The sequence below is a fragment of the Galbibacter mesophilus genome (assembly GCF_023721415.1).
Lineage (GTDB): Bacteria > Bacteroidota > Bacteroidia > Flavobacteriales > Flavobacteriaceae > Galbibacter > Galbibacter mesophilus.
The window spans coordinates 378,791-397,507 of the sequence record NZ_JAMQVC010000003.1; the positions used below are offsets into that span (position 1 = coordinate 378,791).

Genomic DNA, 18,717 nt, shown 5'->3' on the forward strand with positions numbered 1-18,717 from the left:
ATTGGAGTGTGAGGTTATTTAAAATTAAATAGCTTCTTTTAAAACCACATCATACTCTTCCCCTTCATTTGAATTTAAGGCTTTAGCAGGCTGCTTTTTGTATATAGCAGTTGTTTTGCCTTTTGATTTAGGAAGTTTATTGACGCTAAATAATAATAGAACTACATTAATAAATAACAGGCCAAATAAAATACTAAAGAAAATCATCATTGCTTAAGTTGATTGCTTTATGCAAATTTAGGAAATTTATCGCGTAAATTCTCACATGGAGGCCGAAATTTAACATAATTTCTCTTAAAAATGACGCTTTGGTAAGTTTGTCGTTAGTTTTTTGTAAAATATTTAATGAGAACGAGTAATGTTAAGAAAACTACAAACCCAATGAGTACCCAAAACGTACCTTTATATTCTTTTTTATGCGTCTTTCGATCTCTTTTATAACTGATTATCATTATTATAATGAATGCAAAAAAGAAAATTGCAGCAAAAATTAACTGTCCGGTGCTAAACATCTATTTTTTATTTTGTGCAAAATTAGTCAAATTAGCAATCGTAAAAGTCATTTAAAATATTCTTTTTTCAAACAAAATAGAGAAAACAACAACTTATGAAACATCAATTAGAATCTGTAGAAAAATTTCATAAAGCTTTTGGTTTGGGGGTAGCAAACCAACCCATAGCGAAACTTGAAACCAACAAAATTGTTCTTAGGCATAATTTAATGGCTGAAGAAAACGATGAATATCTAGCTGCCGCAACCAATAACGACATGGAAGAAGTCGCAGATGCGCTTGGCGATATGCTATATATTTTATGCGGAACTATCTTGGAGCACGGAATGCAGGATCTTATTGAAGAGGTATTTGATGAGATACAACAAAGTAATATGAGCAAGTTGGGACAAGATGGAAAACCTATTTATAGGGAAGACGGAAAAGTGCTTAAAGGACCTAACTATTTTAAACCGAATATTAAGAAGATCCTAGAGGAATAGACTCATAAAAAAAGTGGATGTTACTTAGGGTAAACATCCACTTTTATATTTAGAAATTTATTCAGTTAGATTATATTTTAACGCGCCAGCCAAATTTGTCTTCTGCGATATTATATTGAATATCCATAATTGCTTTTTTGATTTTTGAGGCATAGGAGTTTTCAATTTTTGGCAACTCCCATTTTTCACCTTTATAGCCAAATCCGGCAATTGGATTAATTACAGCCGCGGTACCTGTACCAAATATTTCTTTTAGTTCACCTTTATTGTTTGCCTCTAGCACTTCGGCTACCTTTATAGGTCTTATTTCCACTTCAATTCCCATATCTCCCGCCATGTCAATAACACTTTTACGGGTAATTCCATCTAAAATACGGTCACTGGTTGGACATGTTACCAACTTATCACCGATTCTGAAGAAAATGTTCATGGTACCGGCTTCTTCCAAGTATTCGTGCGTATTGGCATCGGTCCAAATAATTTGCTGAAATCCTTCTTCTTTCGCTAAGTTGGTAGGGTAAAATTGACCTGCATAGTTCCCTGCTGCTTTGGCATAGCCAAAACCACCGCTTGCAGCCCTACTAAACTTGTCTGCTATTTTTACACGAACTTCACCACCGTAATAAGCCTGTGCGGGGGAACAAATGATGATAAATTTGTATTCATTGGCAGGAGATGCCGATACACCAGCTTCTGTAGCAATTACAAATGGACGGATGTACAAGCTGTTACCGAAACCTTTTTTAATCCAATCTTTGTCCAATTTCAACAAAGCTGCTAAACCATCGAAGAAATAGTCTTCCGGAAATTCTGGAATCGCCATTCTTACGGAAGATTTATTGATACGATTAAAATTTTCTTTTGGTCGGAATAACCAAACATCATCTTGTTCATCTTTATAGGCTTTCATCCCTTCAAAGACAGCTTGTCCGTAGTGAAAAACCCGGGCAGATGGATCCATTGAAAGCTTTTGGTAAGGCTTGATTTCTGGTGTTTGCCACGATCCATTTTTATAATCACAAACAAACATATGATCGGTAAAAATGCTTCCAAAAGATAAATTTTCAAAATCAACTTGGTTGATTTTAGAAGTAGTTGTTTTTTCGATTTTAATATTAGTAATGGTATCCTTGCTCATAACTCAACTTTATTTTTGCTAAATTAGAAAATATTCCTGCAAAAAAGGGATTAATTAAGACAAAAATAAGTTATTTTGTGTTGGATTTTGTTGTAAAAACGCTTCTTATGAAAAATTACATTTTATACCTTTTTGTTTTCTCAATAATGGTTTCCTGTGGGAATGAAACTGAGAAAAAAAATAAACAGATTGCTGCCAATTATGAGGTTTATGGGGATACCATTGCCATAAATACCATTTTGTCTCCCGAAGAGATTCAAGATAAATATAAGAATTTAGCAGTTAAAGATACTGTAGATGTGGTCTTTAAGGCTACTGTAAAGGATGTTTGCCAAGCAAAAGGCTGTTGGATGAAATTAGATCTTGAAAACGGCGAGGAGACGATGGTGAAATTTAAAGATTATTCCTTTTTTGTCCCTAAAGATATTACTGGAAAACAAGTAGTTTTAGGGGGTAAGGCATTTGTTTCGTTGATGGATGTTGACGAGCAAAAACACTACGCTGAAGATGCCGGTAAAACTCCGGAAGAAATCAATGCAATTACACAGCCTTTAAAAACGAATTCTTTTGAGGCCACTGGAGTATTGTTGCCAAAATAAGTCGACTTGAAAAGAAAAATAATTAAAACTTCTGACGGATCCACTACCATATTTTTGGAGGATTGGAACGAGCATTATCATTCTAAACATGGCGCTATTCAAGAGGCATATCACGTTTTTATAAAAAGTGGTTTACATCCTTTTATTGAAAAGCATAACCCAGAAAGAATAGCTGTTTTGGAAATAGGTTTCGGTACGGGATTAAATGCATTCATTACTTATTTGGAAGCGAAAAGACTTTCAAAATTCATCAATTATGAAGGTGTCGAAGCGTATCCTGTTGAAAAAGAGGAAGTAAAACTCCTTAATTACGTTGAAGAGTTAGATGCAAAACAGTATCAATCTGATTTTGATAGAATGCATGAATCTAGTTGGGATGAATTTTGTGATATTTCAAATCATTTCAGACTTAAAAAAAGAAAACAGCTCTTCCACGAAATCAATGACGAGAATTCTTTTGACATTATATATTTTGATGCTTTTGGGGCAAGAGTGCAGCCAGAGCTTTGGGAGGTAGATATTTTCAGAAAAATGTACGCCGCTCTAAAGAATAATGGTCTTTTGGTGACTTACGCAGCTAAAGGTAGTGTTCGTCGAGCCATGCTCGAGGTAGGATTTTCCGTAGAGAAATTACCTGGGCCGCCAGGTAAAAGAGAAATGTTAAGAGCTGTTAAAGCTTTGTAGGTCAATTCTTTGTTTTAGTTAAATACTCATAATTAGTGTGTTAAACCTTATCTAATAACAGCTTTAGCCAATGGGAAATTATATATTTTTATGCAAAATTGTGACAACATGAAAATTTTAATTACTGGAGCGACTGGTTTGATTGGGGGAGAAATCGTGAGTGCATGTCACAAAAAAGGATATTCAGTACATTATTTGTCCACCAGCAAAAGCAAGTTGCAGAATAGAGAGAATTACAAAGGTTTTTATTGGAATCCTAATAAGAATAAAATAGATCTTGCCTGTTTTAAAGGGGTAGATGCTGTAATTAACCTTGCAGGTGTTAGCATTTCCAAACGATGGACAGCTACCAACAAAAAGAAAATTTTAAATAGTAGGGTTAAGTCTCTTCAAACTTTGAATGAGGCTATTGGTAAAGTAAACCATAATATTGCGTCATTCGTGTCGGCCTCGGCTATTGGTATTTATCCTAATTCTTACACTAATTATTATGAAGAAGATTGCCAAGAAGTAGATGATTCTTTTTTAGGTAGGGTAGTTGAAAAATGGGAAGAGGCAGCTGATCAACTTAAAATTCATGGATTTCCAGTTTCAAAAATTCGAACAGGTTTGGTATTATCTGAAGATGGAGGTGCGCTGCCTCAAATGGCAAAGCCTATCCGTTACTATGCCGGAGCCGTTTTTGGAAATGGCGAGCAATGGCAGAGTTGGATTCATATTAAAGATATAGCTAGTTTGTATCTTCATATAATCGAAAAGAAACTTGAAGGTGTTTACAACGGAGTGGCACCAAATTCCGTAACAAATCTAAAACTTACCCATAAGATTGCGGATATTTATAATAAGCCTATTCTATTGCCAAATATTCCTATGGCCGCTTTAAAGTTGGTTTTAGGGGACATGGCGTATATTCTTTATGCAAGCCAAAGGGTAAGTGCCAAAAAAGTTGAAGAAAGTGGCTTTCAGTATAGCTTTACCAACATATGTTTGGCGCTGAAAGATATTCTGCAAGAAAAAAGCCAATTCCAAGAGGAACTGGCTTAATTTTCATTTGTATTTATTATATAGCTTAAGCCTTTTTAGCTTTAACTTTTACGGTCAATTCAATGTCATCATTGATGAATTTGTCACCTAAATCATCAAAAACAGATTTAGATCCGTAATTTACGTTCCAATTGGTACGGTTAATGGTAAAAGCATCACTGGTAAGAGTAGCTGTATCACCATTTTCAGAAATGGAAACAGGGAAAGAAATATTCTTCTTATTTCCTTTAATAGTTAAATTACCAGAAAGCATTGTTTTACCATCTTTTTCTTCAATTCCAGTAACTTCAAAAGCTGCTGTTGGATGTTCTTCAGTGTTAAAGAAATGATCTTCTTTTCCTTCAACAGTACCTTTTAAATGTGCCTCCAAATCACCTTTTTTATCACCTTCTAAATCGGTAACTGTAATAGAGCTCATGTCAATTAAAAAATTACCGCTTTCCAAAGTACCATCTTTAACAGTCATAACACCAGATTCTATCGCGATAGTTCCCGTGTGTTCTCCAGTAGGTTTAGAACCTTTCCATTCTATTGTGCTTTCCGCTGGTACTGCTTTGTATTTTACTGCTGCGGCAGGAGCCTCTTTTACTGCTTCTGCATCAGTTGCGGTAGTTTCATTTTTCTTCTCGTTTTTGCATGCCACAAATATTGCTAAACAGCCTATAAGTGAGAATGTTAATAAATTTCTTTTCATTTTTTTTGATTTTTTATGAATTAGTCACCCAAATTTAAAAATCTTGATGTGCAACTGTATTAAAATTATGGTAAATTTTTTTGGTGACATTTTGACATTTTTGAAGAAATGGCAATACTTTTGCCAACTATTATCCAATGAATAGTAATGCAGGTTTTTCTACGGAAGAAACTTGTTGTAAAGGAAAGAAAAAGCTTTTTAAAAATATACATATGTCAAAGAACGAAGAGAAAGAGATTATTTCTGAAGAGAACTTGAAGGAAGAGCAACAACAAAATCAGGTTCAGGAAGATAAGAATGCTGAAGAAGCTGACCAGCCAGCTGAAGAAAAAAGTGCTGAGGAGAAACTGAAAGATGAATTGGCTTCTGAAAAAGATAAATTTATCCGTCTTTTTGCTGAGTTTGAGAATTACAAGCGCAGAACGGCAAAGGAGCGAATAGAATTATTTAAAACAGCGGGTCAGGATATAATGGTTGCTATGCTTCCTGTATTGGATGATTTTGACCGTGCTCTAAACGAAATTTCCAAAGCAAAAGATAAAGAGTTGTTGAAGGGTGTAGAGCTTATTAGTAATAAGTTCAGAAACACTCTTAATAACAAAGGATTGGAGCAAGTTGAAGCCAGCACAGGAGATGTTTTTGACGCTGAATTGCACGAAGCAGTAACGCAAATTCCTGCGCCAAGCGACGATTTAAAAGGAAAGATTGTAGATGTTATTGAAAAAGGGTATAAGCTTGGTGATCGAGTGATAAGACACCCTAAAGTGGTTGTGGGACAATAATCCGAAAAGACTATTTGTCATACAACACATTTTTCAAAAAAAATAAAAACGGGGAACGCCTTACAAAAAGAATTACATGAAGCAAGATTATTACGAAATACTCGGAGTTGATAAAAGTGCCACCACTGCAGAAATAAAGAAAGCCTATCGGAAGAAGGCCATTCAATACCATCCAGATAAAAATCCTGGAGACAAGGAAGCGGAGGAAATGTTTAAGAAGTCTGCGGAAGCTTATGAGGTATTGAGTGACCCTGCCAAGAAACAGCGTTACGATCAATACGGGCATGCAGAATTCGACGGTGCCGGCGGCTTCGGTGGAGGTGGAATGAACATGGATGATATTTTTAGTCAGTTTGGAGATATCTTTGGTAGTGCTTTTGGCGGAGGCGGTGGTTTTAGCGGCTTCGGTGGTTTCGGCGGAGGCGGTGGAAGAGCCCGCGTAAAGGGTGGAAACCTCCGTATTCGTGTAAAACTTACGTTGGAAGAAATTGCTAACGGCGTAGAAAAGAAAGTAAAAGTTCGAAGAAAGGTACAGGCCGACGGTGTTACCTATAAAACTTGCCCAACTTGTAACGGAAGCGGACAAGTAATGCGAGTTACCAACACCATTTTAGGTAGAATGCAAACAGCTACTACATGTAATACCTGCGGGGGTGCCGGACAAGTAATTGATAAAAGACCTTCGGATGCCGATGCACAAGGTTTATTGGTTAAAGAAGAAACGGTTTCTATAAAAATACCAGCCGGTGTTGTTGAAGGGATGCAGCTTAAAGTTACCGGAAAGGGTAATGAAGCACCTGGCAGCAATGGAATGCCAGGAGATTTACTGGTAGCTATTGAGGAGCTTGAGCATGAAACGTTGAAAAGGGAAGGGGATAACCTTCACTACGATTTATATGTGAGTATTGCAGAAGCTGTTCTGGGTACTTCAAAAGAAATAGATACGGTTACCGGTAAGGTACGCATTAAATTGGATGAAGGTATTCAGTCAGGCAAAATACTTCGACTTAAAGGAAAAGGAATTCCTAGTATAAATGGCTACGGAAGTGGTGATTTATTAGTCCATATCAATGTTTGGACTCCAAAAACACTAAATAGGGAACAAAGGGAATTCTTTGAAAATATGCTGGGAGACGAGAACTTTACACCGAATCCAGAGCGCAGCGATAAATCATTTTTTGAAAAAGTGAAAGATATGTTTTCATAATTTAACAGTTGAGTTTTACAAAAAAATATATCTTTGTAAGAACACTAGTTCTAACCTAGTGTTAATTTTTTCTTTTTCATAGCAATTTTTTCCCATCCTTGAACTTTTTTGAGGGTGGGTTTTTATTTTTAGGCTAATCCTTTTAAAATGATACCAATTTCTATTGAAATTAAAGTATTCACCTAAAAAATGATAACAATAGCCAGTTTCTTTTTTGCAGTAAAGCAATAACCAATATCTTTGAGAAAATCTATTTCAATATGGCGAATCTATTGGTCGCTCAAAATGTGTCCAAAAAATTTGGCACACATACCGCACTAAACAACGTATCTCTCGAAATTCCGGAAGGCTCTATTTTTGGACTTTTAGGACCTAATGGAGCTGGTAAAACTACCTTTATCAGAATAATCAATCAAATTACATATCCAGATAGCGGAAGCGTAATTTTGAACGGAGAACCTCTTAAACCAGAGCATGTCAAAACGATTGGTTATTTGCCGGAAGAGCGTGGTTTGTACAAAAGTATGAAGGTTGGCGAACAGGCTTTGTATTTGGCTCAACTAAAAGGAATGAGCAAGCAGGATGCTCAAAAAAAGCTAAAATATTGGTTCGACCGATTGGATATTGGTGATTGGTGGCATAAGAAAGTGCAGGAACTTTCTAAAGGGATGGCACAAAAAATTCAGTTTGTTGTAACCGTTCTACACGAACCTAAATTGTTGATTTTCGATGAGCCTTTTAGTGGTTTTGATCCTATTAATGCGACACTTATAAAAGATGAAATTCTTCATTTAAAAGAAAATGGCGCCACTGTTATTTTTTCCACGCACCGAATGGAATCGGTGGAAGAGCTTTGCGATCATATTGCTTTGATAAACAAATCTAATAAGATATTAGACGGGAAAGTACTCGATATAAAACGAAATTTTAAAAACGACACTTTTGAAGTTGGGGTAGAAACAATCAATAAAGAGGGGCTAAAGAAAGAATTGGCTGAAAAGTATGAAGTTTCAGAAGCTAGTTTTAAATCTTTAGGAGATGAACTTAAATTAAGGGTTCAGCTTAAACCCAATGATTCTGCAAACGAGTTATTGCTGTACTTAACTTCTAAAGGCGCAGTGACGCATTTTGTGGAGGTTGTACCGTCTGTAAATGAAATTTTTATTGAAACCGTAAAGCGCAATTAAATGAGCAAATTAGTACTTATAATCAAGCGGGAATATCTGGCAAAGGTTAGAAATAAATCCTTTATCGTGCTCACCATTTTGAGTCCGATTATTATCGTGGCTATGATTGCGTTGGTGGTTTATTTAACCAAAGTGAACAGTGAAGAAAAACGAGTAGTTGCCGTGTTGGATGAAAGTCCGTTTTTTAGCCATCAATTTGAAACCGGCGTAGAAGCATCTTTTATCAATTTTACTGATATTCCGTTAAGCGAGGCCTTGGATTCGGTGAATTCCGCAGGTTATTACGGACTTATTCACGTTCCCTCGGGCGATAAAATAGATGTGGTGGCTAACGATATTCAATTTTACACAAAAGAATCACCTAGTCTCGATATTTTAAATAGTATTGAAGGCAAAATACAGCATAAAGTGCGGGAAGATAAGTTGCAATCGCTTAACATTTCTTCTGAAGTAATGAATCAGCTGGAAGCGAATTATGAAATGAATATTGTTAATTTCAGCGGAGAGAAAAATTTGAAAGGGGTAAACGAATTTAAAGCGTTTATCGGCGGAGGTTTTGGCTACTTAATTATGATGTTTATTATCATTTACGGAGCTTTTGTGATGCGAAGTGTCATTGAAGAAAAGACCTCCCGAATTATTGAAGTAATTATTTCTTCGGTACGCCCTTTTCAGTTGATGTTGGGTAAGATTATTGGAACTTCTTTGGCGGGAATTACTCAATTTGTTATTTGGATTCTATCTGCTGGGATACTTACCTATGTAACCTTGCTGGTTATGGGCGTAGAGGTGGATGCTTTTCAGTCGAAAGCAACCATTTCACCGGAAGCTATGCAAACCATCAACGAAGCCTCTGCCTCTCAAGATACTTTGCAGTTATATGTTAACGAACTAATGAAAATTCCTTGGGGTACTTTACTCTTTTCTTTTTTACTATATTTTTCTTTAGGTTACCTTATTTATAGTTCTATTTATGCAGCCATTGGGGCAGCCGTGGATAACGAAACCGATACGCAACAGTTCATGTTTCCCGTTATTACGCCGCTTATGCTGGCCATTTATGTAGGTTTCTTTTCAGTTTTTGAAAATCCAAACGGACCTATTGCAGTAGGTTTTTCCTTATTTCCTCTTACTTCGCCCATCGTTATGATGATGCGTTTACCAAACGGAATAGGAGGCACAGGAGTTCCTTGGTGGCAGTTTATAGCGTCTATTGTTTTTTTAATACTCACTTTTCTATGTATAGTTTGGTTGGCGTCAAAAATTTATAGGGTAGGGATTTTAATGTACGGGAAGAAACCAAGCTACAAGGAAATTTATAAGTGGTTAAAATATAAATAGATTTTAATCCGTATTTTCGTTATTGAAAGTAACATTCTATCGAATTGTTAAAAGTCTATTTAATTAAATAATCAATTGAAAGAAATAATCAATGACATCACGATAGGGGTCAAAAAGTTTTTCTCCTATGCTTTATATGAAGGCGACCAAACAACCATTACGGTAGGTACGCTTTTGCTTATTATTTCCAGCTGTATATTCGCTTTTTATGTTTTAAAAATCATTAGAAGGCTACTTACAGCTAAGCTTCCCTTAGAGGACAAGCGAAAGTTTGTTAGCATTTTTAAGGTTACCAATTATATTGTATACATTTTGGTAATCATTGCTGTTCTCAGTGCTTCAGGAATAGACCTCACCGTATTATTGACGGCTTCTGCCGCCCTTTTTGTTGGTTTAGGATTTGCTCTTCAGTATTTATTTCAGGATATAATTTCAGGAATTTTAATTATCGTAGACCAGTCGTTGTTAGTAGGCGACGTTATAGAGATTGACGGTAAAGTAGGTCGTGTGATGGATATAAAATTAAGAACTACCCGTGCCATTACCCGTGACGATAAAATAATAATCATCCCGAATCACTTTTTCTTAACGGATATTGTTTATAACTTCACACAAAACCATAAAACCACAAGGGAGACCGTAAGTGTAGGTGTTGCCTACGGAAGTGACACTCGTTTGGTTGAAAAATTACTGCTAAAAAGTGTCGAAAATCAAAAAGGAATCCTAAAAAACCCTAAACCAAATGTTATTTTTAAGGATTTTAGCGACTCGGCATTGTCTTTTGATGTAAATTTCTTTATTAATGATAGTTTTTCAGATCCGCGTATAAAAAGTGACGTACGTTTTCGGATTGATCAACTGTTTAGGGAAAACGGTGTTACCATTCCTTTCCCGCAGAGAGATGTTCATATTTACAACAAATAATTTTAACCGATTTAATGATAAACAAACATAAGAAATGGCAAGGGATGGCATGTATGCTATTCTTTTGTTTTTGCTTCATCAATACACATGCACAATTAACTGATTTAGCTCGGGTGGAATACACCTATTTCCCCCAAGCATCTTCCGAAAATTCTTTTAAGCGTTCCCGCGCATTATTTAATTATCCTTGGAAAGTAGGGGAGGATAAATACTTGGTAACGGGTGTAGAATACGCCAACGTGAATATGGAGCTTAAAGATGGGTTTCCTTTCGCCGTGAATGAGTTCGATAGATTGCAAAGTTTTCAGTTCTCACTAGGATATACATTTAAGTTCAGTGAAAAATGGCGGTTTGGAGCCGTTGTGAATCCGCAGCTTGCTTCCAATTTTCAAAACGGAATTATAGGTGATGATTTTTTATTGAATGCTTCCATATATTTCATAAAAGAACGGGACGACAAAAGCAGGGATAGTGAAGACGGGAGGTTGATTTTAGGGATACAGTATAACACGGTTTCTGGGGTGCCTGCACCTTTGCCGTATGTGAATTATCATAAAGATTTCCATGAAAATTGGGCTTATACCTTAGGGGTGCCTAAAACCAATTTGAAATATAAAATTGACGAAAACAATATACTGCAAGCTTTTGTAACCTTGGACGGATATTACGCTAATATTCAGGATAATGTAATGCTAGAGGATGAAACAGCAGAAAGTATTTCTATGACAACTGTTTTATCAGGATTAGGGTACGAACGTTTTTTTAATGACCATTTATTGTTTTATTTTTATTCCGGATATACTTTAATGAACAATATCCGACTCCGAAACGGAGATATGGAAGATGTTTATACCATAAACGACACCAACTCAATGTACATTAGAGGAGGCTTAAAATTTAAAATGTAATGGCAAAAATATTGGTTATTGAAGATGAAGCAGCAATACGACGTGTATTGGTGAAAATTCTTACAGAAGAAAACAAAGCTTACGAAGTAGAAGAGGCAAGTGACGGTTTGGAAGGCATGGAAATTATAAAAAATAATGATTTCGATTTGGTGCTTTGCGACATAAAAATGCCCAAAATGGATGGCGTTGAGGTTTTAGAAGCAGCCAGAAAGATAAAACCCGAGCTTCCGTTAGTAATGATTTCTGGACACGGAGATATTGATACCGCCGTGAATACCATGCGTATGGGCGCTTACGATTACATTTCCAAGCCGCCAGATTTAAACCGATTATTGAACACCGTACGAAACGCCCTCGATAAGAAACAGTTGGTGGTTGAAAATAAACTGCTGAAGAAAAAAGTAGGGAAGAATTACGAAATGATCGGGGAAAGCAAAGGTATTTCGGTTATAAAAGAAATGATAGAAAAAGTTGCCCCAACCGATGCGCGAGTGATGATTACTGGTCCCAATGGAACAGGAAAGGAATTGGTGGCACATTGGCTGCACCAAAAGAGTGAACGTTCCAAAGGTCCTATGGTGGAGGTGAACTGCGCCGCAATTCCTTCAGAATTAATAGAAAGTGAACTTTTTGGCCATGTGAAAGGTGCCTTTACTTCCGCAGTAAAAGATCGTGCTGGTAAGTTTGAGGCTGCCAATGGCGGAACCATTTTTTTAGATGAAATCGGGGATATGAGTCTTTCTGCTCAAGCCAAAGTGTTGCGTGCCCTTCAAGAGAACAAGATTTCACGCGTAGGAAGCGATAAAGATATAAAAGTGGACGTTCGTGTGGTAGCGGCCACCAATAAAGATTTAAAAAAGGAAATAGACGAAGGGAAATTCAGGGAAGACCTTTACCACAGATTGGCGGTGATACTAATTAATGTTCCGGCGCTTAACGATAGAAGGGATGACATTCCGCTGCTGATTAAATATTTTACCGAAAAAATAGCCAAAGAGCAGGGAACGGCGCAAAAGGAGTTCTCTTCCAAAGCAATCAAACAATTACAGGAATACGATTGGACAGGCAACGTTCGTGAATTACGAAATGTAGTTGAAAGATTGCTTATTTTGGGTGGAAAAGAAGTTTCTGAAGAAGATGTTAAGCTGTTTGCGAGTAAGTAAATATTTTAAGCACTCATCATAAAATAATAGCCACTTTGAAATCAAATACCGATAAAACGAAAATTCTTGTTACTGGTGCGAATGGTCAGTTAGGGTTGACTTTTCAAAAGTTGCAAAACCACTTTCCATCTTTTGATTTCATCTTTTGTTCTTCCGAAGCGCTTAATATTACGGATAAAAATACCATCCAACATCAATTCAGTAATCATAAACCAGATTACTGTATTAACTGTGCGGCATACACAAATGTAGAGCAGGGAGAAAACGAACCCGAAAAAGCTTTTTTAGTAAACGCTGAAGGGGTTCAATATTTGGCTGAGACCTGTAAAAATCATGATGCTATTTTAATTCATATTTCTACCGATTATGTTTTTGATGGTAAAAAGAGAACACCATACGAAGTAACAGATACTCCAAATCCTATAAATATTTATGGGAAATCTAAATTGGAAGGCGAGGAGAAAATAAAATCGGTTTTAAAAGAATATTTTATCGTGCGTACTTCTTGGTTGTACAGCAAAGAGTTTGGAAAGAATTTCTATAAAACCATTTTGGAGAGAGCGAAGAGGGGAGAAGAATTACGAATAACGGATGCACAAAAGGGGAGTCCGACGGATACGGTAAGTTTGGTAAATTTTATTCTGACGAAATTTGTGGATTCAGAACTAAACTTTGGTGTGTATCATTTTAGCGACTCAGAAGCCATGAGTTGGTATGGTTTTGCAAAAAAAATATTGGAAGATAATGGTCTTGACTCAACTAAAGTGGTGAAATACAATAATTATAAAACATTGGCAGAACGCCCGACCTACAGTGTTTTGGCGTCGACGGTAAAAAGTGTCTAAATAATCAAAAGGTTTTGGTAGTAAAAGATTTAAAATTAGTTGTTTGCACTTTCTTTTGCTGGTTGCTTTATCCATTTAAATCGACTTGAAACCTTAAACATAAACCATATTAACCCGCTGTCTTCTAACTTCCGGTAATTGGATTTTCGACTAACAAAATCAATAAAATAATTCCAAATCCCAAAACACGGCAAGCCGCTTCGTCGCTAATAATATTTAACATATATTTGTATCTAAACACGCTACAACAAGTCAATGAAACGAGCATTAAAGAATTTTAAAAATACTTTTTAAAATATTTAAAATTTTTAATGCGAGAACGAAGTGGTTGCACACGTTCTCAATTTTATAATTAATTTAATAATAAATAATTACTAAAAATTTAAACGGGTGAAATGAGCATAACAATTAAGTTGATACCCACCGGAATGATCAATGGCGAATTCCATCTGACCAAATTAAAGAAAGAAAAAAGGAACAGATGAAAATAATTATTGCAGGAGCTGGGGAAGTAGGTTTTCATTTAGCAAAGCTTTTATCTTTCGAATCACAAGACATTACATTAATAGATAATGACCGGGATAGCTTAAACCATGCAGATACGCATTTAGATATTAAAGTTTTAAAAGGAGATGCTACTTCGGTTTCTGTTTTAAAAGAAGCTCGTGTAGATTCTTCCGATTTGGTTATAGGAGTAACTTCTTCTGAAACTACAAATCTTACGCTCTGTTTGTTGGCAAAGCAATTGGGCTGTAAACGTACGATTGCCCGAATTTCCAATACTGAATTCATTCATAATAAAGATGAGATAAAGTTTGATAAATTAGGAATAGACGAACTTATCTCTCCTGAAAAATTAGCTTCAGAAGAGATTCAGTTGTTATTGGATCAATCTGCTTTTAACGATAGTTATGAGTTTGAAGATGGTGCTCTTATTATGGTGGGTACATCTTTGCAGCGTACCGCTCCGTTTGTAGGAAAATCGGTACAGGAAGCGGCTGGGATTTTCCCCGAACTTCATTTTGTCCCAATCGCGATTCAGCGTTTTGGAACACAGTATACACTAATTCCCCGCGGTGATACCGTTTTTAAGGAAGGTGACCAAGCTTATTTTGTAACCTTGAAGGAAGGAGTGGATGAATTGTATAAACTCACTGGAAAGACAAGGGAAGAGATTCGTAATGTGATGATTCTTGGCGGAAGTAAAATTGGTTTTAAAACCGCGAGAGATCTCTGCAGCAGTAAATTTCGAGTAAAACTTATAGAGAAGGATAAAAACAAAGCGTTCGATCTTGCCGATGAATTGCCAAACGCGCTCATTATTAATGGCGATGGTAGAAATGTAGATTTGTTGGAGGAGGAAGATATAAATGAAATGGACGCTTTTATTGCCGTTACAGGAAATTCTGAAACCAATATTATGTCCTGTTTAATGGCGAAGTCGAAGAACATTAAAAAAACCATTGCATTGGTGGAAAACATGGATTACTTCCAGCTCTCCCAGTCCATTGGTATTGATACGCTCATCAATAAAAAACTATTGGCGGCCAACAATATTTTTAGGCACATAAGAAAAGGGGAAGTCGTGGCACTTACCAGACTTAACAACTTAAATGCTGAAATGTTGGAGTTTATAGTGAAGCCTACATCTGCCGTTACTGGAAAAATTATTAAAGAACTCGATTTTCCTCGGTCTGCCATCATTGGCGGGGTCATTAGAAATGGAGAAGGTTTAATCGCCTTAGGGGATTTTGAGATTAAAGCAGGGGATAGGGTCGTGGTATGTTGTTTGCCGAGGTCTATTTCTAGGGTTGAAAAACTGTTTTTATGATTTTTTCCAAACGACTCAATACTAAAATAATATTTCACTTTATGGGGCTGTTGCTACTTTGCAATGGCGCTTTCATGGTATTGTCTGCCATAGTAAGTGGATTGTATGCGGATGGGGTTACCATGGAGATGAGCTTTGCGGGGATGACCACCGTACTCATGGGAATTCTGTTGATGTACGCTACAAAAAATCATAAAAAAGAAATTAAAAAGCGTGAAGGGTATATGATTGTTACCTTCGGATGGGTGTTTATGACACTTTCGGGAATGTTACCGTATTTGTTTACGGGATCCATTCCTTCGGTAACCAATGCTTTTTTTGAAACCATGAGCGGCTATACTACTACGGGCGCTTCTATTTTAAATGATATTGAAGTTCTGCCAAAAGGTATCCTTTTTTGGAGGAGCACTACGCACTGGATAGGTGGGATGGGAATCATCGTTTTGGCCATTGCTATTCTTCCTTTATTGGGAATTGGAGGTATGCAGCTCTTTGCGGCCGAAGCTCCAGGACCGAGTGCCGATAAATTGCATCCTCGTATTACCGATACAGCTAAAAGATTATGGTTTATTTATGTGGGTTATACCGTTGCTGAGGTAATTTTGTTGAGGGTGGCTGGAATGGATTTGTTTGACGCTATGAATCACGCCATGGCAACGCTATCCACCGGCGGATTTTCTACCAAAAACGCTAGTTTGGCTTATTGGAATGACAATCCCTTAATTCAGTATATTGTTATCTTCTTTATGTTTGTAGCGGGTGCAAATTTTGTGCTTAGCTATTTTGCTTTTAAAGGAAGGATACAAAAAATTATTAGCGATTATGAGTTTCGTTTTTATGCATTGTTGGTTTTTGGTGTTACGGTAGTAGCTACCCTTGTTATTTATTTTCAAGCTAATGTTCCCGTAAGCGAATATCACCCCATGATTTTAGGTTCTTTTGAAAGTTCCCTGCGCCATGCTTTGTTTCAAGTGATATCTGTAATAACAACCACGGGATTCGTTACAGCAGATTTTACGAGCTGGACGCCCTTTCTTACCATTGTTTTCTTCGGATTAATGTTCGTGGGAGGGTCGGCAGGTTCTACTGCTGGTGGCGTAAAAGTGGTACGTCACTTACTAATGATTAAGAATGGAATATTGGAATTTAAGCGTACGCTTCATCCAAGTGCTATTATTCCAGTTCGGTACAATGGAAAAACGGTTCCAGAAAATATTATTTATAACATTCTTGGATTTTTTATTATCTACATGCTTCTCTTTATTATTGGAGCGGTGGTGCTTGGCTTCTTAGGGTTGGACTTTGAATCGGCCATTGGTGGAGCGGCTTCTTCACTGGGCAATATTGGTCCGGCATTAGGTTCGTTGCATCCATTGACTAATTTTGATTCACTCCCAGTTTTAGGAAAATGGTGGTGTGCTTTCCTTATGCTTTTAGGAAGGTTGGAATTATTTACGGTACTCATCTTGTTTACGCCCTTTTTCTGGAAACGTGCATAATTCTAAGACGATTAGCTCATAAGCTATTAAAAGGTGGTTTTTTTAAGTTTTTCATAACATTGACATGTCCCGAAATGGCATGGATGTAGGAACCTGAGATTGATTTCCGTGATTATTTACTGGTATGATTTTCTAAATCAAATTTTCATCCTTTAACATATTTTAACAGTTTATGCAATGAGCAGAGTGGGTCTTGCAGCCCTCCGAGCGGGTATTGTTGCTCACCGAGCGGATGTTGTTTTATGCAAAGTGGATATTGTTGCCCACCAAGTGGATATTGCTTCGCACAGAGCGGGTATTGTTGTTCACCGAGCGGATGTTGTTTTACGCAAAGTGGATATTGTTGCCCGCCAAGCGGATATTGCTTCGCACAGAGCGGGTATTGTCAACCACCGAGAGGATGTTGCTTCACAAAAAATGGCCATTGTTATGCCTTAAGATGATGTTGTGCTGATATGTTTTTTTGAAGTTTTAATTAATTCTTATACTGACTGAAATTTTCCTTTAAAATGATAAAAAAACAAAAAGGGGGATTTTTCCCCTTACATGAAAGTATCCTTTTATGCATCTTTGAAGTAATCATTGTCGTTCTAGACGGTGGTTGAATTTGAGGGAAATTAAGTTAAAAAAAATGCGGAGCAAAACTCCGCATTTTTTGATTCCAGTATGTTGTTTTCAACTTATGAAAGTACTTCTTTAATTCTTTTAATCGCCTCTTTTAACTCAGCTTCCGAGGCCGCATACGAAATTCTAATACAGTTTGGGTTACCAAAAGCTTCACCAGTTACGGTAGCAACGTTGGCCTCCTCTAACAGCAATAAAGAAAAGTCAGATGCGTTTTCAATCGTTTTGCCCTTAATTGTTTTTCCGAAGAAATCAGAAATGTTTGGGAAAACATAAAAAGCGCCTTCAGGAACATTTAACTGAAATCCTTTTATTTCTCCCAATAAATTAAGAACAAGATCCCTACGCTCGTGGAATTTGTCAATCATATATTTAATCTTGCTTACAGGAGCCTCTAATGCCGTAATGGTTGCCCGTTGCGCGATACAATTGGCGCCACTGGTAATCTGGCCCTGCATCTTATTACAAGCTCTTGCAATCCATTCTGGTGCACCAATGTACCCAATTCTCCAACCTGTCATGGCGAAAGCTTTGGAAACACCATTCACGGTAACTGTTCTATCGTACATACCGTCGATGGAAGCAATACTTGTGTGACCTTCACCAAAATTAATATGTTCGTAAATCTCGTCAGAAACGATAATGATATTTGGATGTTTTCTTAGAACTGCTGCCAAAGCTTCTAGTTCTGCCTTGCTGTAAACGGACCCACTAGGGTTACAAGGAGAGCTATACCAAATCATTTTAGTTTTAGGTGTAATGGCTGCTTCCAGTTGTTCCGCAGTCATTTTAAAATCGTTTTCAATAGAGGTTTGCACTTCTACTGGAACACCTTCTGCAATTTTTACAATATCAGAATAACTTACCCAATACGGAGCTGGTAAAATAACCTCGTCTCCAGGATTGATAACGGCAAGGGCTACATTGGCCAACGATTGCTTAGCTCCAGTAGAAACTACTATTTGACTAGGCGTATAAGTAAGTTGGTTGTCTCTTTTAAATTTATTGATAATAGCCTGTTTTAAATCGGCGTACCCATCTACAGGCGAATAACTGTTATAATTTTGATCGATGGCCTCTTTAGCGGCATCTTTAATAAAATCTGGTGTGTTAAAATCGGGTTCTCCTAAACTAAGGCCAATAATGTCTTTTCCTTCGGCTCTTAATTCCCTAGCCTTTGCTGCCATGGCAAGCGTAGCAGAAGTTGCCATGTTTAAAACTCTTTCCGATAGTTGTTGTGTCATAAATTTAAA

Annotated in this window: 19 protein-coding genes; 15 read left to right on the forward strand and 4 right to left on the reverse strand. The window is 36.9% G+C overall.

Annotated features, from left to right (window positions below):
* Nucleotides 1-24: 24 nt before the first annotated feature.
* On the reverse strand, nucleotides 25-210 hold the full coding sequence (locus NDQ75_RS13360; RefSeq protein WP_202029359.1) for a hypothetical protein: 186 nt from the start codon (nucleotides 208-210) through the stop codon (nucleotides 25-27).
* 397 nt (nucleotides 211-607) lie between these two features.
* Between NDQ75_RS13360 and NDQ75_RS13370 the strand changes: the two genes are divergently transcribed.
* On the forward strand, nucleotides 608-994 hold the full coding sequence (locus NDQ75_RS13370) for a pyrophosphohydrolase domain-containing protein (RefSeq protein WP_202029358.1): 387 nt from the start codon (nucleotides 608-610) through the stop codon (nucleotides 992-994).
* Nucleotides 995-1,064: 70 nt separating this feature from the next.
* Here the strand turns inward: NDQ75_RS13370 and NDQ75_RS13375 are convergent, their stop codons facing one another.
* Nucleotides 1,065-2,132, reverse strand: a complete 1,068-nt coding sequence (locus tag NDQ75_RS13375) for a branched-chain amino acid aminotransferase (RefSeq protein ID WP_202029357.1) — start codon at nucleotides 2,130-2,132, stop codon at nucleotides 1,065-1,067.
* A 107-nt stretch (nucleotides 2,133-2,239) separates the two neighbouring features.
* On the opposite strand from NDQ75_RS13375, the gene NDQ75_RS13380 reads away from it, so the two are divergent.
* The 3 genes from NDQ75_RS13380 to NDQ75_RS13390 all read left to right on the forward strand — a co-directional run bounded on the left by NDQ75_RS13380 (nucleotide 2,240) and on the right by NDQ75_RS13390 (nucleotide 4,459).
* Nucleotides 2,240-2,731: a DUF4920 domain-containing protein gene (locus NDQ75_RS13380; protein ID WP_202029356.1), complete on the forward strand. Its 492-nt coding sequence runs from the start codon at nucleotides 2,240-2,242 to the stop codon at nucleotides 2,729-2,731.
* A 6-nt stretch (nucleotides 2,732-2,737) separates the two neighbouring features.
* The gene (gene mnmD / locus NDQ75_RS13385; protein WP_202029355.1) at nucleotides 2,738-3,415 is read left to right on the forward strand and encodes a tRNA (5-methylaminomethyl-2-thiouridine)(34)-methyltransferase MnmD; all 678 of its coding nucleotides are present in this window, start codon (nucleotides 2,738-2,740) and stop codon (nucleotides 3,413-3,415) included.
* A 108-nt stretch (nucleotides 3,416-3,523) separates the two neighbouring features.
* Nucleotides 3,524-4,459 (forward strand): TIGR01777 family oxidoreductase, encoded by a 936-nt coding sequence (locus tag NDQ75_RS13390; RefSeq protein WP_202029354.1) that lies wholly within the window; start codon nucleotides 3,524-3,526, stop codon nucleotides 4,457-4,459.
* Between the two features lie 25 nt (nucleotides 4,460-4,484).
* Here the strand turns inward: NDQ75_RS13390 and NDQ75_RS13395 are convergent, their stop codons facing one another.
* On the reverse strand, nucleotides 4,485-5,153 hold the full coding sequence (locus NDQ75_RS13395) for a YceI family protein (protein ID WP_202029353.1): 669 nt from the start codon (nucleotides 5,151-5,153) through the stop codon (nucleotides 4,485-4,487).
* A 212-nt stretch (nucleotides 5,154-5,365) separates the two neighbouring features.
* Here NDQ75_RS13395 and NDQ75_RS13400 point away from each other — a divergent pair, with 212 nt between their 5' ends.
* From NDQ75_RS13400 to NDQ75_RS13450, 11 genes are all read left to right on the forward strand, one after another.
* On the forward strand, nucleotides 5,366-5,935 hold the full coding sequence (locus NDQ75_RS13400) for a nucleotide exchange factor GrpE (RefSeq protein WP_202029352.1): 570 nt from the start codon (nucleotides 5,366-5,368) through the stop codon (nucleotides 5,933-5,935).
* A gap of 76 nt (nucleotides 5,936-6,011) precedes the next feature.
* Nucleotides 6,012-7,142 (forward strand): molecular chaperone DnaJ, encoded by a 1,131-nt coding sequence (dnaJ, locus tag NDQ75_RS13405; protein ID WP_202029351.1) that lies wholly within the window; start codon nucleotides 6,012-6,014, stop codon nucleotides 7,140-7,142.
* Between the two features lie 260 nt (nucleotides 7,143-7,402).
* Nucleotides 7,403-8,329, forward strand: coding sequence for an ABC transporter ATP-binding protein (locus tag NDQ75_RS13410; protein ID WP_202029350.1), 927 nt, complete (start codon nucleotides 7,403-7,405; stop codon nucleotides 8,327-8,329).
* Nucleotides 8,330-9,670 carry an ABC transporter permease gene (locus NDQ75_RS13415; RefSeq protein ID WP_202029349.1) on the forward strand — a complete coding sequence of 447 codons (1,341 nt, stop codon included), beginning with the start codon at nucleotides 8,330-8,332 and terminating at the stop codon, nucleotides 9,668-9,670.
* 75 nt (nucleotides 9,671-9,745) lie between these two features.
* Complete coding sequence (locus tag NDQ75_RS13420; RefSeq protein WP_202029348.1) at nucleotides 9,746-10,594, forward strand: mechanosensitive ion channel family protein; 849 nt, start codon at nucleotides 9,746-9,748, stop codon at nucleotides 10,592-10,594.
* A gap of 14 nt (nucleotides 10,595-10,608) precedes the next feature.
* Nucleotides 10,609-11,502 carry a DUF6268 family outer membrane beta-barrel protein gene (locus NDQ75_RS13425; RefSeq protein WP_242513712.1) on the forward strand — a complete coding sequence of 298 codons (894 nt, stop codon included), beginning with the start codon at nucleotides 10,609-10,611 and terminating at the stop codon, nucleotides 11,500-11,502.
* Complete coding sequence (locus NDQ75_RS13430; protein WP_202029347.1) at nucleotides 11,502-12,665, forward strand: sigma-54-dependent transcriptional regulator; 1,164 nt, start codon at nucleotides 11,502-11,504, stop codon at nucleotides 12,663-12,665. Before NDQ75_RS13425 ends, NDQ75_RS13430 begins: the two co-directional genes overlap by 1 nt.
* A 35-nt stretch (nucleotides 12,666-12,700) precedes the next feature.
* A complete protein-coding gene (gene rfbD / locus NDQ75_RS13435) occupies nucleotides 12,701-13,510 on the forward strand; it encodes a dTDP-4-dehydrorhamnose reductase (RefSeq protein WP_202029346.1) in 810 nt (269 codons plus the stop codon).
* Between the two features lie 481 nt (nucleotides 13,511-13,991).
* Nucleotides 13,992-15,341, forward strand: a complete 1,350-nt coding sequence (trkA, locus tag NDQ75_RS13440; RefSeq protein WP_202029345.1) for a Trk system potassium transporter TrkA — start codon at nucleotides 13,992-13,994, stop codon at nucleotides 15,339-15,341.
* 41 nt (nucleotides 15,342-15,382) lie between these two features.
* Nucleotides 15,383-16,840, forward strand: a complete 1,458-nt coding sequence (locus NDQ75_RS13445; protein WP_202029521.1) for a TrkH family potassium uptake protein — start codon at nucleotides 15,383-15,385, stop codon at nucleotides 16,838-16,840.
* Nucleotides 16,841-17,017: 177 nt separating this feature from the next.
* Nucleotides 17,018-17,278, forward strand: coding sequence for a hypothetical protein (locus tag NDQ75_RS13450; protein WP_202029344.1), 261 nt, complete (start codon nucleotides 17,018-17,020; stop codon nucleotides 17,276-17,278).
* 242 nt (nucleotides 17,279-17,520) lie between these two features.
* Here NDQ75_RS13450 and NDQ75_RS13455 read toward each other — a convergent pair whose 3' ends face one another.
* On the reverse strand, nucleotides 17,521-18,708 hold the full coding sequence (locus tag NDQ75_RS13455; protein ID WP_202029343.1) for a pyridoxal phosphate-dependent aminotransferase: 1,188 nt from the start codon (nucleotides 18,706-18,708) through the stop codon (nucleotides 17,521-17,523).
* Nucleotides 18,709-18,717 lie beyond the last annotated feature (9 nt).

Coding starts and splice junctions, on each gene's coding strand:
- NDQ75_RS13395 (WP_202029353.1), bottom strand. CDS start 5,153: ATGAAAAGAAATTTATTAACATTCTCACTTATAGGCTGTTTAGCAATA.
- NDQ75_RS13360 (WP_202029359.1), bottom strand. CDS start 210: ATGATGATTTTCTTTAGTATTTTATTTGGCCTGTTATTTATTAATGTA.
- NDQ75_RS13375 (WP_202029357.1), bottom strand. CDS start 2,132: ATGAGCAAGGATACCATTACTAATATTAAAATCGAAAAAACAACTACT.
- NDQ75_RS13425 (WP_242513712.1), top strand. CDS start 10,609: ATGATAAACAAACATAAGAAATGGCAAGGGATGGCATGTATGCTATTC.
- NDQ75_RS13410 (WP_202029350.1), top strand. CDS start 7,403: ATGGCGAATCTATTGGTCGCTCAAAATGTGTCCAAAAAATTTGGCACA.
- NDQ75_RS13380 (WP_202029356.1), top strand. CDS start 2,240: ATGAAAAATTACATTTTATACCTTTTTGTTTTCTCAATAATGGTTTCC.
- NDQ75_RS13370 (WP_202029358.1), top strand. CDS start 608: ATGAAACATCAATTAGAATCTGTAGAAAAATTTCATAAAGCTTTTGGT.
- NDQ75_RS13430 (WP_202029347.1), top strand. CDS start 11,502: ATGGCAAAAATATTGGTTATTGAAGATGAAGCAGCAATACGACGTGTA.
- NDQ75_RS13450 (WP_202029344.1), top strand. CDS start 17,018: ATGAGCAGAGTGGGTCTTGCAGCCCTCCGAGCGGGTATTGTTGCTCAC.
- NDQ75_RS13455 (WP_202029343.1), bottom strand. CDS start 18,708: ATGACACAACAACTATCGGAAAGAGTTTTAAACATGGCAACTTCTGCT.
- NDQ75_RS13390 (WP_202029354.1), top strand. CDS start 3,524: ATGAAAATTTTAATTACTGGAGCGACTGGTTTGATTGGGGGAGAAATC.
- NDQ75_RS13415 (WP_202029349.1), top strand. CDS start 8,330: ATGAGCAAATTAGTACTTATAATCAAGCGGGAATATCTGGCAAAGGTT.
- NDQ75_RS13445 (WP_202029521.1), top strand. CDS start 15,383: ATGGGGCTGTTGCTACTTTGCAATGGCGCTTTCATGGTATTGTCTGCC.
- trkA (WP_202029345.1), top strand. CDS start 13,992: ATGAAAATAATTATTGCAGGAGCTGGGGAAGTAGGTTTTCATTTAGCA.
- NDQ75_RS13400 (WP_202029352.1), top strand. CDS start 5,366: ATGTCAAAGAACGAAGAGAAAGAGATTATTTCTGAAGAGAACTTGAAG.
- dnaJ (WP_202029351.1), top strand. CDS start 6,012: ATGAAGCAAGATTATTACGAAATACTCGGAGTTGATAAAAGTGCCACC.